Source organism: Pradoshia eiseniae, from assembly GCF_002946355.1.
GTDB classification, from domain to species: Bacteria; Bacillota; Bacilli; order Bacillales; family Pradoshiaceae; genus Pradoshia; species Pradoshia eiseniae.
In genome coordinates this window covers 161980-177563 of sequence record NZ_PKOZ01000004.1, presented here as the reverse complement: position 1 = coordinate 177563, position 15584 = coordinate 161980, and the positions used below count along the sequence as shown (strand labels likewise).

17 protein-coding genes and 1 pseudogene are annotated in these 15584 nt (G+C 43.7%); 14 read left to right on the top strand and 4 right to left on the bottom strand.

Features of this window, described 5'->3' with window-relative positions:
* The first annotated feature begins 12 nt into the window (after positions 1-12).
* From CYL18_RS09455 to CYL18_RS09430, 6 genes are all read left to right on the top strand, one after another.
* A complete protein-coding gene (locus tag CYL18_RS09455) occupies positions 13-1563 on the top strand; it encodes a fatty acid--CoA ligase family protein (protein WP_104849253.1) in 1551 nt (516 codons plus the stop codon).
* Between the two features lie 633 nt (positions 1564-2196).
* Entirely contained in the window at positions 2197-3171 is a 975-nt protein-coding gene (locus tag CYL18_RS09450; protein WP_104849252.1) for an ABC transporter substrate-binding protein, read from the top strand.
* Positions 3172-3223: 52 nt separating this feature from the next.
* The gene (locus CYL18_RS09445) at positions 3224-4249 is read left to right on the top strand and encodes an ABC transporter permease (RefSeq protein WP_104849251.1); all 1026 of its coding nucleotides are present in this window, start codon (positions 3224-3226) and stop codon (positions 4247-4249) included.
* Positions 4224-5018 carry an ABC transporter ATP-binding protein gene (locus tag CYL18_RS09440; protein WP_104849250.1) on the top strand — a complete coding sequence of 265 codons (795 nt, stop codon included), beginning with the start codon at positions 4224-4226 and terminating at the stop codon, positions 5016-5018. Before CYL18_RS09445 ends, CYL18_RS09440 begins: the two co-directional genes overlap by 26 nt.
* Before the next feature lie 84 nt (positions 5019-5102).
* Positions 5103-5825, top strand: coding sequence for an AzlC family ABC transporter permease (locus CYL18_RS09435; protein ID WP_201741263.1), 723 nt, complete (start codon positions 5103-5105; stop codon positions 5823-5825).
* A complete protein-coding gene (locus CYL18_RS09430; RefSeq protein WP_104849249.1) occupies positions 5822-6127 on the top strand; it encodes an AzlD domain-containing protein in 306 nt (101 codons plus the stop codon). Before CYL18_RS09435 ends, CYL18_RS09430 begins: the two co-directional genes overlap by 4 nt.
* Positions 6128-6168: 41 nt before the next feature.
* On the opposite strand, the gene CYL18_RS19705 is transcribed toward CYL18_RS09430, so the two are convergent.
* Positions 6169-6693: a CAP domain-containing protein gene (locus CYL18_RS19705; RefSeq protein ID WP_407984526.1), complete on the bottom strand. Its 525-nt coding sequence runs from the start codon at positions 6691-6693 to the stop codon at positions 6169-6171.
* 591 nt (positions 6694-7284) lie between these two features.
* Here CYL18_RS19705 and CYL18_RS09420 point away from each other — a divergent pair.
* Together CYL18_RS09420 and CYL18_RS19495 are read left to right on the top strand one after the other, a co-directional pair.
* Positions 7285-8553 (top strand): M48 family metallopeptidase, encoded by a 1269-nt coding sequence (locus CYL18_RS09420; protein ID WP_330847578.1) that lies wholly within the window; start codon positions 7285-7287, stop codon positions 8551-8553.
* A 295-nt stretch (positions 8554-8848) separates the two neighbouring features.
* Positions 8849-9286: pseudogene (locus tag CYL18_RS19495) on the top strand (GntT/GntP/DsdX family permease); the annotation flags it as partial.
* Between the two features lie 50 nt (positions 9287-9336).
* Here CYL18_RS19495 and CYL18_RS09415 read toward each other — a convergent pair.
* A complete protein-coding gene (locus CYL18_RS09415) occupies positions 9337-9564 on the bottom strand; it encodes an IDEAL domain-containing protein (protein WP_104849246.1) in 228 nt (75 codons plus the stop codon).
* A gap of 204 nt (positions 9565-9768) precedes the next feature.
* On the opposite strand from CYL18_RS09415, the gene CYL18_RS09410 reads away from it, so the two are divergent.
* On the top strand, positions 9769-10365 hold the full coding sequence (locus CYL18_RS09410) for a competence protein ComK (protein WP_104849245.1): 597 nt from the start codon (positions 9769-9771) through the stop codon (positions 10363-10365).
* On the opposite strand, the gene CYL18_RS09405 is transcribed toward CYL18_RS09410, so the two are convergent.
* Positions 10362-10736 (bottom strand): hypothetical protein, encoded by a 375-nt coding sequence (locus CYL18_RS09405; RefSeq protein ID WP_104849244.1) that lies wholly within the window; start codon positions 10734-10736, stop codon positions 10362-10364. The two genes, CYL18_RS09410 and CYL18_RS09405, sit on opposite strands and share 4 nt — an antisense overlap.
* A gap of 214 nt (positions 10737-10950) precedes the next feature.
* On the opposite strand from CYL18_RS09405, the gene CYL18_RS09400 reads away from it, so the two are divergent.
* From CYL18_RS09400 to CYL18_RS09385, 5 genes are all read left to right on the top strand, one after another.
* Positions 10951-11562: a TVP38/TMEM64 family protein gene (locus tag CYL18_RS09400; protein WP_104849243.1), complete on the top strand. Its 612-nt coding sequence runs from the start codon at positions 10951-10953 to the stop codon at positions 11560-11562.
* Between the two features lie 17 nt (positions 11563-11579).
* Positions 11580-12131, top strand: a complete 552-nt coding sequence (gene lepB, locus CYL18_RS09395) for a signal peptidase I (RefSeq protein ID WP_104849242.1) — start codon at positions 11580-11582, stop codon at positions 12129-12131.
* Between the two features lie 63 nt (positions 12132-12194).
* On the top strand, positions 12195-12332 hold the full coding sequence (locus CYL18_RS19255) for an RAxF-45 family protein (RefSeq protein WP_161497110.1): 138 nt from the start codon (positions 12195-12197) through the stop codon (positions 12330-12332).
* Between the two features lie 106 nt (positions 12333-12438).
* The gene (gene abc-f, locus CYL18_RS09390) at positions 12439-14271 is read left to right on the top strand and encodes a ribosomal protection-like ABC-F family protein (protein WP_104849241.1); all 1833 of its coding nucleotides are present in this window, start codon (positions 12439-12441) and stop codon (positions 14269-14271) included.
* 31 nt (positions 14272-14302) lie between these two features.
* Positions 14303-14707, top strand: a complete 405-nt coding sequence (locus CYL18_RS09385; protein WP_104849346.1) for a GNAT family N-acetyltransferase — start codon at positions 14303-14305, stop codon at positions 14705-14707.
* A 56-nt stretch (positions 14708-14763) separates the two neighbouring features.
* Here the strand turns inward: CYL18_RS09385 and CYL18_RS09380 are convergent, their stop codons facing one another.
* Positions 14764-15549, bottom strand: a complete 786-nt coding sequence (locus CYL18_RS09380) for an SDR family oxidoreductase (RefSeq protein WP_104849240.1) — start codon at positions 15547-15549, stop codon at positions 14764-14766.
* Positions 15550-15584 lie beyond the last annotated feature (35 nt).

Here is a 15584-nt window from a genome sequence, read left to right as displayed (position 1 = left end):
GGAGGGAGAACGATGAATTTATCAACTCAGCTTCATGAAACGGCAGCCAAGTTTACATCAAAGCCAGCATTTATCTTTATGGATCAAGAAACAAGCTATGCGGAATTGAATGATGCAGTGACACGTTTTGCTGATGGCTTGCAGAGCCTGGGCATAAAACAAGGGGATAATGTGGCGCTGCTATTAGGGAATTCACCTCATTTCATCATTGGCTTATATAGTTTATTCAGGCTTGGAGCGACAGCCATCCCAATAAATCCGACTTATGCGCCGGATGAAATCTCTTACATATTGACCAATGGGGATGTTAAAGCGGTTATTATGCTAGATTTGCTTATTCCAATGTTTGAAAAGATTGATAGAGTTTTGCCGAATATTGGACATTATATCATCTGTCCATCTGAGGCCGCTGAGCGACCTGTGCCAGAAGAACTTTCTATCAGCTCTAAAATGAAATCGTTTACAAAAGTGTTTGCCCAAGGAACAAGCTCCTTGGCTGAGCCTACCATAGTGAAGGAAGATACAGCCATCATCTTATATACATCCGGCACAACCGGAAAACCGAAGGGAGCCATGCTTTCTTATGGTAATTTATATAGCAATGCGCGCGATGTAGCTGATTATTTAGGCATCAATGAGGATGACCGTGTCATCACTGTATTGCCAATGTTTCATGTTTTTTGTTTGACTGTATGTCTAAATGCGCCCTTGCTGAGTGGCGGGACACTTGTCATCATTCCGCAATTCAGTCCGAAGGAAGTCTTTCGTGTGGCGAGGAAATATGAAATTACCTTGTTTGCAGGTGTACCGACGATGTTCAATTATTTGCTGCAGTATCCGGAGGGGAATGCTGATGACTTACAGTCGCTGCGTTTTTGCATATCGGGCGGGTCTGCTATGCCAGTTGCCTTATTAAAGAACTTCGAAGAAAAATTCAATGTCATTGTCTCAGAAGGATATGGACTGTCAGAGGCATCCCCGGTCACTTGCTTCAATCCAATTGACAGACCAAGGAAACCAGGCTCCATTGGTACGTCCATTATCAATGTAGAGAATAAAGTCGTAAACGAGCTCGGCGAAGAAGTGCCGCCTGGACAAGTAGGAGAATTGATCGTTAAAGGGCCGAACGTCATGAAGGGCTATTATAAGCTCCCGGAAGAAACAGCAGCTACTCTCAAGGACGGCTGGCTCTATACAGGCGATCTGGCACGGATGGATGATGAGGGGTACTTCTACATTGTAGATCGCAAAAAAGACATGGTCATTGTCGGCGGCTTCAATGTGTATCCGAGAGAAGTAGAGGAAGTGCTCTTTGCCCACCCTGAGATAGCTGAGGTGGCCGTCATTGGAGCTCCTGACCCAAATCTTGGGGAAGTTATTCGCTGCTTTGTCGTTGCCAAAAGGTCGTCATTGACTGAAGAGGAATTAATCGATTACTGTAAAGAAAGACTGGCGAAATATAAAGTACCAAAATCGATTGATTTTATGGAAGAGCTTCCAAAAAACACAACCGGGAAAATTTTAAGGAGAGCATTGAAAAATGCTGTTTTGCAGCAATCATAAACGAAAATGCGCAATCATAGATTTTCAGACTGCAGACAAAAGAGGTTGAGATTAAAAATTATCTCAACCTCTTTTTTATTTTTCCTTAGTGGGCAGAACTCTCCTGCTTTTATTTCCAGGTCATTTTTAGCGTTTTTCAAAACCAATTGCTCATCTTTTTAGATTCATGGATCGAATCTTGGATCTTCAGCGCAGACAATTATTAAATTTGCTGAAGGTTGTCCGCAGCATTCCATCCTTTTCACTCGTATCAGATAAAAGGTGAGGCTGGTTTCTATCTCCTCGATTGTGCGGCAGAATGGGCATGACAGCCTTTATAGAAGGCGAGCTGGTGAATCAGCTCCCAAAAGGTCACTCTGCCCATTTTGTCGAAAGCAGCGTTAATATCATTATGGATTACAAGAGTATAAAAACACCATAGACTAAATCTTCCCTATTTTGTCTGTGATTTGGAACCGTAAATGAACGGCTTTTTAGATTTTGCTAAATATTCAAAATATTATTTGCAATTATAGGTCTACCAAGCTATAATTTAGCAAACAATAGCCTAAAAGTGTAAAAACTTAAAGGTATAAAAATGCCAAAAATCAACAAAAAGAGACAAAAAGATTCAGTGTGAGAGGGGACATAAAAATGAAAAAGAAATGGTTGGGGCTAACACTAGCAGTGGGGGTTTCAATGATTGTGACAGCCTGCGGATCTGATGATAGCTCATCTGGAGAGAAAGAAGAGGCGTTTGAGGTAGGTATTTCACAATATGTTGAGCATCCATCATTGGATGAAGCAACGAAAGGATTTAAAAAGGCTATTGAGGACGCTGGTCTTGAGGTGAAGTTTGATGAACAAAATGCACAAGGGGATGCAACAAACAATCAGACAATCGCAACCAATTTTGCTGGAGATGGGGTAGATTTAATCTTTGCTAATGCAACGCCTAGTGCCCTTTCAGCAGCTAATGCGACAAAAGATATTCCCGTTGTCTTCACATCGGTGACAGACCCAGTAGGTGCCGAACTAGTGAAAGACTTTGAAAAGCCGGATAAGAATGTGACGGGCACAACAGATTCACATCCTGATGCAATTCCCAATACAGTGAAGCTAATGGCCGATATGGGGTATAAAAAAATCGGCACGGTTTATAATTCTGGTGAGCAAAACTCAGAAGTACAGGTGAAACAAGCAGAGGAAGAGGCAAAGAAAAATGGCCTTACGCTGCAAAAGGTATCTGTTGCGACATCTGCCGAGGTGAAACAGGCAGCTGAATCCCTGGCAGGAAAAGTCGATGCCATCTTTATTGTGACGGACAATACGGTTGTTTCCGCTCTTGAATCAGTTACTTCTGTTGCGGAGGCGGAAAAAATCCCTCTCTTTGTTGGAGAGCTTGATTCAGTAGAAAGAGGCGGATTTGCTGCCTATGGTTTCAGCTACTATGATATCGGCTACCAGGCGGGCGAACAGGCAGTGGAAATTCTAAAGGATGATAAAGAAGTGAAGGACATTCCGGTTGAAGTGCCTGGAGATTTGAAGCTAGTCATTAATAAATCTGCTGCTGAGAAGATGGGAGTCGACGTCGAGAGTATTAAAGAAGAGGCTGAATATATAGAATAGATGCCAATAGAATGGATAGAGGGCTAGAATCCAAGCAGAGAGGAAGAGATATTTGTTTACATCTGTTTTTGGGTCGGTTGAGGCCGGCATAATCTATAGTTTAATGGCTCTAGGAGTCTATTTATCCTTCAGGATATTAGATTTTCCTGATTTGACGGTCGATGGAAGCTTTGTGACAGGAGCAGCGGTGGCCGCAATCATGATCAGCAATGGCACAAACCCTTTCTTGGCATCGGGCATGGCACTGGTTGCAGGATTTATGGCTGGAATGGTGACAGGTCTGCTGCATACGAAAGGCCGAATTAATCCTTTATTATCAGGGATTTTGATGATGATTGCCTTGTATTCTATTAATTTGCGAATCCTTGGTAAGCCAAATGTTCCCCTGTCCTCAGAGGAAACGGTCTTCACCGTCTTTCGCTCATGGTTTGAATCGCTTGGTATTGATGAAGGACTGGGGGCGTTTCTTAATACGGTTGGCCTTTCGGGATTTGTTCCTTCTACTTGGTCCATCCTTTTGCCTATGGCAATCTTTGTATTGGTAATCAAGCTCTTGCTGGATGCCTTCTTAAAAACAGAGATAGGTCTTGCCATTCGCGGAACTGGGGACAATGAACAAATGGTCAGAAGCTTTTCTGTTCATACAGATTGGACAAAAATGATTGGGTTAGGTCTGGCAAATGGGCTAGTAGCTTTCTCTGGAGGGCTTGTCGCTCAATATAACGGATTTGCTGATGTTGGAATGGGAATTGGCATGATTGTCATCGGTCTTGCTTCAGTTATCATTGGTGAGGCAATTTTTGGGGCAAAATCAGTTGTGCGAGCTACGCTTGCTGTCATTGGCGGTGCCATTGTTTACAGGCTTGTAGTTGCGTTTGCTTTGAAGGTTGAATTTTTGGAAGCGGGTGATATGAAGCTGATTACCGCTATCATGGTTATCATTGCACTACTTATCCCTAAATGGGTCGATTCCTATAAGAAATTTCGACAGAAACGCAGCCGCTTGAAGCTGAACATCCAAGCGAGAGCAACTGGAAAGGGAGGCGAGCAGCTTGCTGCAACTAAACCAGATCAGTAAAGTGTTCAATGAAGGGTCTCCGGATGAAAAGATCGCCTTGAAGGATGTTAATCTGGAACTGAACGAAGGAGATTTCGTGACGATCATCGGCAGTAACGGCGCCGGTAAATCAACCCTGATGAATTTGATTTCCGGAAAGCTGCTCCCTGATTTCGGGAGCGTATATATTAACGGTGATAATGTGACAGGCATGGGAGAGCATAAACGGGCACGCAAGATTGGCAGAGTCTTTCAGGATCCGCTTGCTGGTACGGCCCCTCATATGACTATCGAAGAGAATTTGGCAATTGCCTACGCACGTACGAAAAGAGTCGGCTTTAGGTTTGGGGTGACCAATAAGAGGAGAATACTCTTTAAAGAAAAGCTGGCTGAGCTGCATCTTGGGCTGGAAGATCGGTTGTCAGCCAAAGTCGGTCTTCTCTCAGGAGGGGAGCGGCAGGCGCTGTCTCTATTGATGGCAACCTTCACAGAACCGGATATCCTGCTTCTTGATGAGCATACGGCTGCCTTAGATCCCTCAAGAGCTGCCTTGATTACAGACCTTACAAAGCAGCTGGTTGAAAGGCATAGGCTTACGACACTGATGGTCACTCATAATATGCAGCAGGCGCTAGACCTTGGAAGCAGACTGATCATGATGGACGGTGGGGAAATCATTTATGAGGCAGACACAGTTGTCAAACAAACACTAACGGTTGAGAAGCTGTTGGCAGAGTTCCAGAAACTTAAGCGTGATTCTTCCATATCTGATAGGAGCCTGCTTGGTTAATAGGGTGGCCCTAAGTAAATGTCTGGCCTAGGCCAGACATTTTGCCGTATATTTAGCTAAAATGTTATAGGGAGGTTTTACAGCATGCAAGAACTGCAGGCAGGCTATGTGAAGACCTCTGACTTCATGAATGGCCTAAGGGCTGGAGTGAGCATTGCAATTGGGTATTTTCCAGTCGCTGTCACCTTTGGTCTCCTGTCCAAATCATCTGGGCTGTCCTTGGCAGAGACTTTTTCTATGAGCCTCATTGTCTATGCTGGGGCTGCACAATACATAGCGTTAAACTTATTATCACTTGGGATAGGAATTGCTGAAATTATCATGGCTACCTTTATCCTCAACAGCAGGCACTTCTTGATGTCTGCTTCTATACAGGCAAGAGCGGCAAAGGAACCGCTATGGAAAAAGCTGATTTATGCCTTTGGGATTACAGATGAAACATTTTCAGTCGCTTCCATGAAATCTGGCAAGATTACTGCAGGATTTATGTTTGGTCTTGGTGGGATTGCCTATGTTAGCTGGTTATTGAGTACACTGCTCGGATATCTGTTTGGGGCAAGCCTGCCGGATGTGCTTAAGGAGAGTATGGGAATAGCGCTATATGCTATGTTTATCGCCCTGCTTATGCCGGCACTTTCCAAGAGCCGAAAAATCTTAACCTTAGCACTGAGCGGTGCGGGGTTGAATTTTCTATTCACCTATTTTGAGTTTCTGACAACAGGCTGGTCACTAATCGTATCTGCTCTGTTGGCATCTATTGGAGTGGAATGGATGTATGGAAATCGAAAGGGGAGAAATGCAGCATGAGTGTTTCCATTTTCATTTTGATACTGGGGATGGGGATTGCAACCTATCTTCCTCGCATGCTTCCTTTTTGGCTTTTTAAAGAGGGCAGTCTGCCGCCATTTTGGATGCGTGTTCTCGAGAATATTCCTTATGCGACGCTTGGTGCCTTGATTTTCCCTGGTGTGCTTTATATCCAGGAGAACATTTGGGTCGGACTAGTAGGCGGCTTCTCCGCTGTGGTCATCTCTTTGCTTGGCGCAAATGTAATCGTTGTTGTGCTTGGCTCAATTGCTGTCTTAGCCGGACTCTCTATGTACATGTAAGTAAAACCCCGCCATTAATTTGGCGGGGTTTTACTTACATATTATTGCGCGGTGAAGATTTGTGTCCAGTAATGACGGTAATTACCGCCAGAGACATATCCGACACCGATATGGGTGTATTTCTTAGATAGGATGTTTGCTTTATGACCCGGGCTTTTCATCCAGGAGCTGACGACTGAAGCAGGGGTCGTTTGTCCGGCAGCAATATTCTCACCGGCTGCCTTATAAGAAATGCTAAATTTCTTTAGCATAGAAGGAAGATTACCATAGGTTGGGCTCGTGTGGGAGAAATAACCTTTGTCCCGCATATCCTTGGACTTCTTTTCTGCCACATTATTCAGGCTTGAGGAGCTCTTCAATGCCTTTAAGCCAGCAGCTGCTCGCTTTTCATTCACTAGCTTCACGACCTGTTCCTCAAAGGTTAAGGTGTATGTTCCAATCTTGAATTTAGAAGAAACAACCCAGCCGACAGTTGAACCTGATTTTACCTTATAACGCTCGCCTGACTTGCCGATGATCGTTACGTTTTGTTTGGCGTTTAACGTCTTTAGGACTTTGCTTTTGATGCTTGTTGTTTTATATATCTTTTGTTTGCTTAAAGAGTGGGCAGATTGACTGACCTTGCTCTTTAGTACCCAGCCTGTTTTGCCGGAGGTTTTCGTTTTATAATACCCATTCTTCAGTGTTCCCGTATCAATGGAAAGAGCTCTACCTGCTGATAGAGTGAGTAAAGTAGATGAACTGCTTTTCGCTGATGATTTCAATCCTGTTGAGGACTGGACGTATAATGTTTTCGCTGTTGCTGCTTCAGCGTCTGGGACACCGATTGAGGTAAATACCGATAGGATTAGAATAAATGATAGAAACACAGGCAATACCTTTTTCATTAAGCTGATTTCCCCCTTGAGTATTAGTAGCTAATTCTTAGATGCATAGTTTCTAGCAAAATGATTTAGCACCCTAAGAGTCTATTAAATTAGCAATGGCTGCACAAGGGTCTTTTGGATTAGATAATTAGAACAAATGAAGAAGGTGGGAGGGGGGAGTGGGGACCAATTCTTCTCGATATTCTAGTCTCATCAAGGTTACACTAAAGAAGTTCTAACTTGTCTATATATACATATATATAGATGGAAATTTAGGAGGGGGAAATGTTCGTGAGGAAAAAATGGTTTTTGGCCGCATTTGGTTTGTTTCTTCTTTATGCTTTCTCCATTTACATCTATTTGTTTCACGGGGCCGATACAAGCATACCGGATTCCTTAAAAGGTACAAGTGTTGACCCAATGACGTTTATGGACAGCAAGACACTTGAAAATAGCGAGACCTACTCAAAAATCAGGAATTTCTTCTTTTTCATCAGTACGCCATTGGAATGGCTATTTTTTGGAATGGTTCTCGTGTCAGGCCTTTCCAAGAGACTTGATCGCTGGGGGAGGGATTCGTGGAAGAGACAGTTCATGCAAACGGGCGCCTATGTTTTTTGGCTATCTTTATTGATGTTTGTCGTCTTTCTTCCATTATCCTATTTACGCTATAAGATATCCTTATCATACGGCATTTCCACGCAAGTGTTTTCTTCATGGATGAAGGATAACCTGATTGAATTCTGGGTGGATTATACAATGACTGCTATTGTCGTCATCGTTCTGTACTGGCTCATCCACAAGAGTCCTAAACGCTGGTGGTTGTTTGGCTGGCTTCTGTCGATTCCTTTTACGATCTTCGTGATGTTCATCCAGCCAGTTGTGATAGACCCGCTATATAATGAGTTTTATCCTTTGCAAGATAAGGAGCTGGAAGAAAAAATTCTGGCGCTCGCTGCCAAGGCGGAGATTCCAACCGATCATGTTTATGAAGTAAATATGTCTGAAAAAACCAATTCACTCAATGCCTATGTGACTGGTGTAGGCGCTAATTCGCGCATCGTCCTTTGGGATACGACACTTAGCAGTCTTGATGACGATGAGATTCTCTTCATCATGGCGCATGAAATGAATCATTATGTGGAAAAGCATATTTATCTTGGGATTGCTGGATACTTGCTCTTAACTTTGGTTGGACTTTGGCTAACAGATAAATGGATGAAGCGGGTCATTCGGAAGCGGGGAGAGCTTTATCAGCTTGAATCAATGCAGAAGATTTCCTCCTTGCCCCTTTTCTTACTGATTACATCTATTCTCCTGTTCGCGGCCAATCCAATCACAAATTATGTATCAAGAGTCCAGGAAACACGGGCTGATCAATATGCCCTTAAGATGACGGATAACCCAGAAGCCGCTGTCACATCGTTTCAGAAGCTTTCGGAAAGTGGCTTGAGTCAAATGAATCCGCCTTTCCTCGTAAAGCTGTTCCGTAATAGCCATCCCTCGATGCTCGAGCGTATCCAACTCGTTAAAGAGTATGAAAAAATGCAGGATAAATAGTGCTCACGGACTCTCTTGCTAAAATGACGGCAATGAAGAGGAAAACAGATGTCCTATCAGGAAATGAATGTGCTGTCACACGTTCCAGTGCTTCGGTCAGAGAATTTACCTTGACCAAAGAATCTTTAGTTGCTGGTCTATTATCATGATTAGGTTTGGAATGAGCTGCCCGTTCTTTTGGGGCAGCTTGTTTTACCTTCTGGGTCAAAAGGTAGAAAAAGTAGGAGGTGTAAAATAGAAGTTTATCTTTTGATTCTAACCTTATTATTTGGATATAAGCAGGGAATGGCAGGCCATCAAGAGATATGTAGAAGCATGTATTTTGCCGGTAGGGTTGATTGTGCTGATTATTGGCACAGGTGGCGGCTAAGCAAGTCTTGATTGAGAGCGGTGTTGGGGCATTAATTGGGGAGATGTCTGAAAGTATGCGCTTTTTCCATTCATTCTTGGCTTCTTGGCTGCCGGTTTGGTTCAGATTGCAACCGAGTTGGCAACTGTAGCTCTTACGATGGCGGCCGGAATCATGTCTCCGATTATTGTGAGCATGTCAGGGTCAAACTGAAATTGCTCATAATCGCAACGGGAGTGGGTTCATTGATGTTCTCTCATGTAAATAATGAAGGAATATTTGAGCCTGAGCATTGAGAGGACCTTCCATACGTGGATTGTATTTGAGACCATTCTTTCCTTTGCCGTCTTTGGCGGCGCTTTGCTGCTTGATTTGTTTTTATAGACCATAATAAAACCGCCTCTTTTTAAGGGGCGGTTTTATTGGTTCATTTATTAATTCCCGAAGTTCTTCTCTAATTCAATCAGCTCTGAGGATAATTGAAGGAAAAGCTCTTTATCTCTTTTGTCTAAGACCATGTCAATTTTGTCTTTTAGTTTTCGCTTTGCATGGGTTAATTGGGCTTCGTAAATCATCATATCTACTAATACTTCTTCTGTTAGTCCCTGGGCAGCAGTCACATCAGCATTGACCATATCTGTATTTGCTTTTTCGTGATTCATATGAATCCCCCCGTTGCTTTTTTTTATTATATAGCAGTCGGAGTGAAAAAACAACTGAATGTTTTAATAATTCTGAAAATTAATTTGTTCTATATTTTTAGCGACCTAATATTTGGATTTATTTGACAAATTATGACTTTTTTACTATGTGTTATGGTATATTGTTACTGTGGTAGTGAAATTGTCTTAATTAAGGAGGAAGTTATGGAAGAACGCTTCATAAATCAAAAAGAAGAATATGAAATAAGTCCTTATACCTTTGCGGTCATTCCGGTGGAATATGGCTATAAGACCTATTCGAAAATAATCGAATATAATGAAGAATTCTTAGTTCCTCAGAAGCCCTTGGATGTTGTCAAAACAAGCTGCAAGTTTTTCGGTTCCTCCTTCGATGGGAGATGTGAAGGGACGAAGGAGCTCTTGAATATCTCGCATAAGGTCCCGATCGCCATTGACCCGGCAAATGGTTTGTTCTTTTTTCCGACGACGTCGCCGCAAAGAGACACATGCGTTTGGCTTTCCTATGAACATATTGTTTCAAGGATTCGCCTCGCGCCTGCAAAAACGCAAATCAACTTCAGGAACAAGCAATCAACCATAATTCCTGTTTCCTATAGCATCATCGAAAATCAGATGCTGCGGACAGCTCTGCTGAAATCAAAGCTTCACCAGAAAATGCAGGAGACTCTCAGGCAGACAAATCATCTTTATAATTACATGCAGGTAAATGACGGGCATACTTCATTTCAGTCGAAAGGAACTTTATCGGAATCGTCCTGGAGTGGGTTTGATAAGCATTAATTATCGTTCTTTCCTTGCCATTGCCTAATGAAATAGTACTCTAATAATTCCTGGACCTTATTGCGTATACGCGGATTAAAGTAATTATGGTATTCCTCATACCCTTTATAAAGAAAGAGAAATAATGTAAAGGATTCATCCCGTTTCGATTCTTCAACCTTAAGTTGGTGAGCCCTCATATAGCGGCTCACTGCTTTTAATTCATGCTGGACTTGCTTCAATGTCTCCTCAATTAAAAGAACATAGGGCTGTTTAAGTTTAAATGGTGCTGATTCGACGGCCTTTAAGTCTCTGGTGAGAATGGTGAGTACCATTGGCAAATAAATGGCCTTTTCCATGATGTTTCGGTCTTCAGTGGGGATGCGGGTCATCGAACATCGCGTCCTTTCAAAAGTATTTATACGAACATACGTTTGTATATAGAATAATAGGTACAGCGATTTTTGACAAGTTTAATTTTTTCCGTGAGATGATATATAGTACAATAAATATAAAGGTAATGGGTTTTTCCTGCTAAAATGAGGGGAAATGAAATTACCTATTATGATTTGACTGACAGCAGTCATTAATTGGTGAGGAGATTTTATGGATCTAAGCTGGTTGAGCGAATGGCTAACAATGGAACGACTTGCGGAATTAATAAGCGATTACCGGAATTTAGGACCGATACCAGGCTTATTATTGCCCTTTTTAGAAGCATTCTTACCGTTTCTCCCTTTATTTGTATTCGTTACGGCCAATGCCAATGCATTCGGCCTATGGATAGGCTTTTTATTATCATGGACCGGTGCAGTGAGTGGTGCGATGGTCGTCTTTTATTTGGCGAGGATGTATGGCAAAAAGCGGACAACCTCCTTTGTGCATAAACATCCATCCGTCCAGAGAGCGATGAATTGGATTGATCGGCATGGGTTTGGTCCTTTGTTCATCCTGCTTTGCTTTCCGTTCACGCCGTCAGCGCTTGTCAATATTGTAGGCGGCTTATCGGGCATTAGTCTAAAACAATATATGCTTGCGGTCTTTGCCGGGAAGATGGTCATGATTTTCACAATCAGCTATATCGGTCATGATATTGTTTCGCTAATTCGCGAACCCGTTAAATCCGTTATTATGGGCGTAATCATCTTTCTTCTTTGGCTTGTCGGCAAACAGGTGGAGAATCGATTAAACAAGACAGGGCAAAAGGAGCATTCCTAAAAGAACGGAGGGGCAATATGTCTCGAAGGACCAAGGATTTGTTTTATTGGAGTCTTGGATTTGTCTGCGGAATTGCCCTGTTAGTGCAGGTGCAGAACCATTTGTACTCCAATTATCGAGTAGATGGTAAGTCCATGGACCCTACCCTGCAGGAGGGCAATCGCTTAATCGTCACCAAAGCAGGATTTGATGAGAGGGATATTGAACATTTTGATATCATCGTCTTTCATAAGACTAAGCAAGAGGATTACGTGAAACGGGTAATCGGCTTGCCAGGGGATGAAATTACATATAGAAACGGCTCGCTCTATATCAATCAGCAATATATAGAGGAATCTTACATAAGTGAAACGGCTCACTTGCGAACAGGGCTGGGGCAAGCGAATTCCTTTACTTTAAAGACATTAATGGGTGTTGAAAAGGTTCCTAAAGGAATGCTCTTTGTGCTTGGGGACAACCGAAATATGAGCTATGACAGCCGCCATTTCGGCTTTGTGCCGATTGATTCGGTTGTGGGAAAAGTGAACATGAGGTACTGGCCGCTCACGGAGTGGCAGGCTGATTTTTAGTTCTGTTGACCGATTTGAATATTCTGTATATAATGAGAATATCATTTTTGAGGAGGTGTAGAGATGAATCGTTCTGTTGAGGTATGTTTGCAATGGCTGGAAGACTTGTCATTAATTCGTGCCATTTTTCATGCTGAAATTCGCCAAGGGGGAAGTCTGCCCTCATTTACCGAATTTCATATGAAAACAGTACGATTATAAGTCTCTATACCCAGCGGAATCTTTAAAATAAAAAGCCATGGGAGTCTTATGATGACTTTCCCATGGCTTTTTATTATGGGTATGGGCTAAAAAGGAGTTCATACAAATGATGCTATGCAGTGTGCGTGATATCGGAAAAAGCTATGGCGGGACCTATATTTTTGAGAATATAACCTTTGAAATAAACGAGGGAGAGCGGATTGGCATTGTCGGACCGAATGGATGCGGAAAGTCGACCATCCTGAAGCTGTTGGCTGGGGAAGAGTCATTAGACCATGGAGCCATTCATCTGAAAAGAGGCACGGCAGCAGGACTTTTATCGCAAATGCCCGTCATCGAGAAGGAAACCGAAGTATATGATGCTTTGCTTGGTGCTTTTGCGAAAGAGCGGCAATTACAGGTGAGATTGACTGAAATAGAAGGGATATTGGCGAGAGAACATGACGAGTTGAAGATGCAGTCCCTATTAAGGCAGTATGGGGAAATCCAGGAGCAGTTTGAAAGGGCTGGGGGATATGAGCTTGACAGTCGAATCATGAAGGTCGCGGCAGGCTTAGGGCTTGAGCCTTTGTTGAGGAAGGCTTTTGGAGAGCTGAGCGGAGGGGAGCAGACCAAGATTGGGCTTGGATTGTTGCTCTTGCAGAAGCCGGACCTGCTATTGCTTGATGAGCCGACGAATCATTTAGACATCCTTGCAGTAGAGTGGCTTGAGAATTATCTCCTTACTTATGAGGGCACCATCGTGATTGTCTCTCATGATCGCTTCTTTTTGGATAAGACAGTCGGGAAAATGATTGATCTAGATGGCGGAGAAATCCATGTGTATACAGGTAACTATACAGCCTTTATCAAGGAAAAGGAAAAACGCCTGTTGATTGAATTTGCTGAGTTTAAGGAACAACAAAAGAAAATCAAGAAGATGAAGGAAGCAATCAAACGCCTGCGTGAGTGGGCGAACCAGGCAAATCCTCCGAGTGCGGCTCTTCATAGGCGGGCGGCCAACATGGAGCGTGCCTTGGAGAGGATGGAGAAGTGCAAAAAGCCAGTGCTGGAGAGACGCAAAATCGGGCTTGAGCTGGAAATGGCAGAAAGAAGCGGGAAGGATGTCATCCAGCTGTCTTCGGTTTCAAAGCGTTTTGGCGAGAAAGGATTGTTCCATGAAGCGAGCCTCCACCTCCAATTTGGTGAAAAGGCGGCAATCGTCGGAGCGAACGGAACGGGAAAATCCACTCTCCTCAAATTGATACTTGGTGAGGAAATGCCTGATGAAGGGGCAATAAAAAGGGGAAGCAATCTTAAGATCGGCTATCTGTCCCAGCATTTATCCAGTGATAAGGAAGGCATGACCATCCTGGAGAGATTTCGCAGTGAGGTCAGCGTGACGGAAGGAGAGGCCAGACATATCCTGGCGAGGTTCTTGTTTTATGGACCAAAGGTCTTTCAAAAAGTGACGCAATTGAGCGGCGGGGAACGGATGCGTTTGAGGCTTGCTGAATTAATGCATCAGGACATTAATTTTCTTATCCTTGATGAGCCGACCAACCATCTGGATATCGACTCAAGAGAGGTGCTGGAAGATGCGCTCGCCGAATTCACGGGTACAATTCTGGCTGTAAGTCATGACCGTTACTTGCTCAACAAACTTTTCCCCAAGACTTATTGGCTAAGCAATAAAAAATTAGCTGGTTTTGCCGGTGATTACTCCTATGCGCGTGAGCGAATGGAGGTCATGATTGTGAAAAAGGCAGAGGGGAAGCCAGAAGCATTGGAGAAAAGAATAGAGGATGCGGAAAATTCATTACGCCAGATTGCAAGAAGGATTGCGCGAGAAACAGATGGGAGGAAGGTGGAGCGGTGGAAGGCACAGCAGGAAGAGCTGGAGCGATTGAGAGATGAGCTATATGCAAAGCTGGAAATTATTTGGAACAATGAAAGGTAAGGTCTGGTTCATCCAGATCGGAGGGACCATTATGCAGGATAAATTTTATCATATCCGAAAATATGAGGAACAGGATTTCATTCATATTCAGCGGTTGAATGCTGAGGAACGATGGACGAATCTGGTGAAGCGAACAGAGGAGAGCCAGGCTGCGTGGAAGAACTCTGCTGTCGCCTTCGTGGCAGAGTACAATGGATTGGTGGCAGGCTATATACGAGGGCTTACAGATACGATGGTCACCCTTTATGTCTGTGAACTGCTCGTAAAGAAGGAATATCGAGGACAGGGGATTGGAGAAGACCTGCTAAAGTATGCGCATAGTCTCTATCCGGAGACAAGGGTGGAGCTTCTTGCGAGTTCTTCATCTAAAACCTATTATGAGCAGCTCGGATTCCGTCCGTTCAACGGATTTAGAACAACAATACGAGAGTGGTAGGAATAAGCAAAGCCCGCGAGAAGGTTTTATCTCGCGGGCTTTTCGTTATGCTGGCTTCAAATCTGATCCTCCCATATCTTTTGCTCATAATCCTTCACCTGTTTCTCCGAGCTTTCCGGATAGACGGTGCGGAAGGCATGATGCTCGGCAGGAATGATCTCGACCATTTTCGCAATCATCTCTTTCGGATCAAATTGCTTTTCAAAAGCCTTGGTTCCTTTTTCGTAATGTTCACGGGGTGTGAAGTGGATTTTCGGATCATACCATTTCCAGGGCTCTTCTACCATGCGGTCGTTGAAGCCGGTTTTGTATGGTCCAGGGTTGATGGTCGCAACTTGGACACCTAAAGGCTTTAACTCTTCCTTCATCGATTGTGCGATGGCTTCAAGGGCATGCTTCGTGGCCGAATATGGCCCCAAATGCGGAGCAGCGCTTAATCCGGCAATCGAACTGATGAACACAATCTTGCCGGATTGCTTCTGTACGAATTTTCTTGCAGCGATTTGCGCGGTTTTCAAGGTGCTGAACACATTCGTTTCAAAGATATCCTTCAGACGCTGAACCGGAATCTCAGCAATGGGGCCGCCTTCCCCGAGTGCTGCATTGGCCACGAATATATCAAAATCACAATGCTCCATCGCTCTCAAATCACCGGGATCATTAATATTGACTTTCATGACCTCGAGGTCGATTCCTTTTTCCTTTGCCTCCTCCCGTAAAGAGGTTACCTGGCTCGTGACTTCGACTGTTGCAATCACGTCATGGCCGGCCTGTGCCAGCCCAAGGGCGGTTCCTCTTCCGAGACCTGTACCTGCTCCGGTAATCAGTATGCGTTTACTCATTCTCCGACCCCTCCTAATAGTAGTGTAGGTTCTCT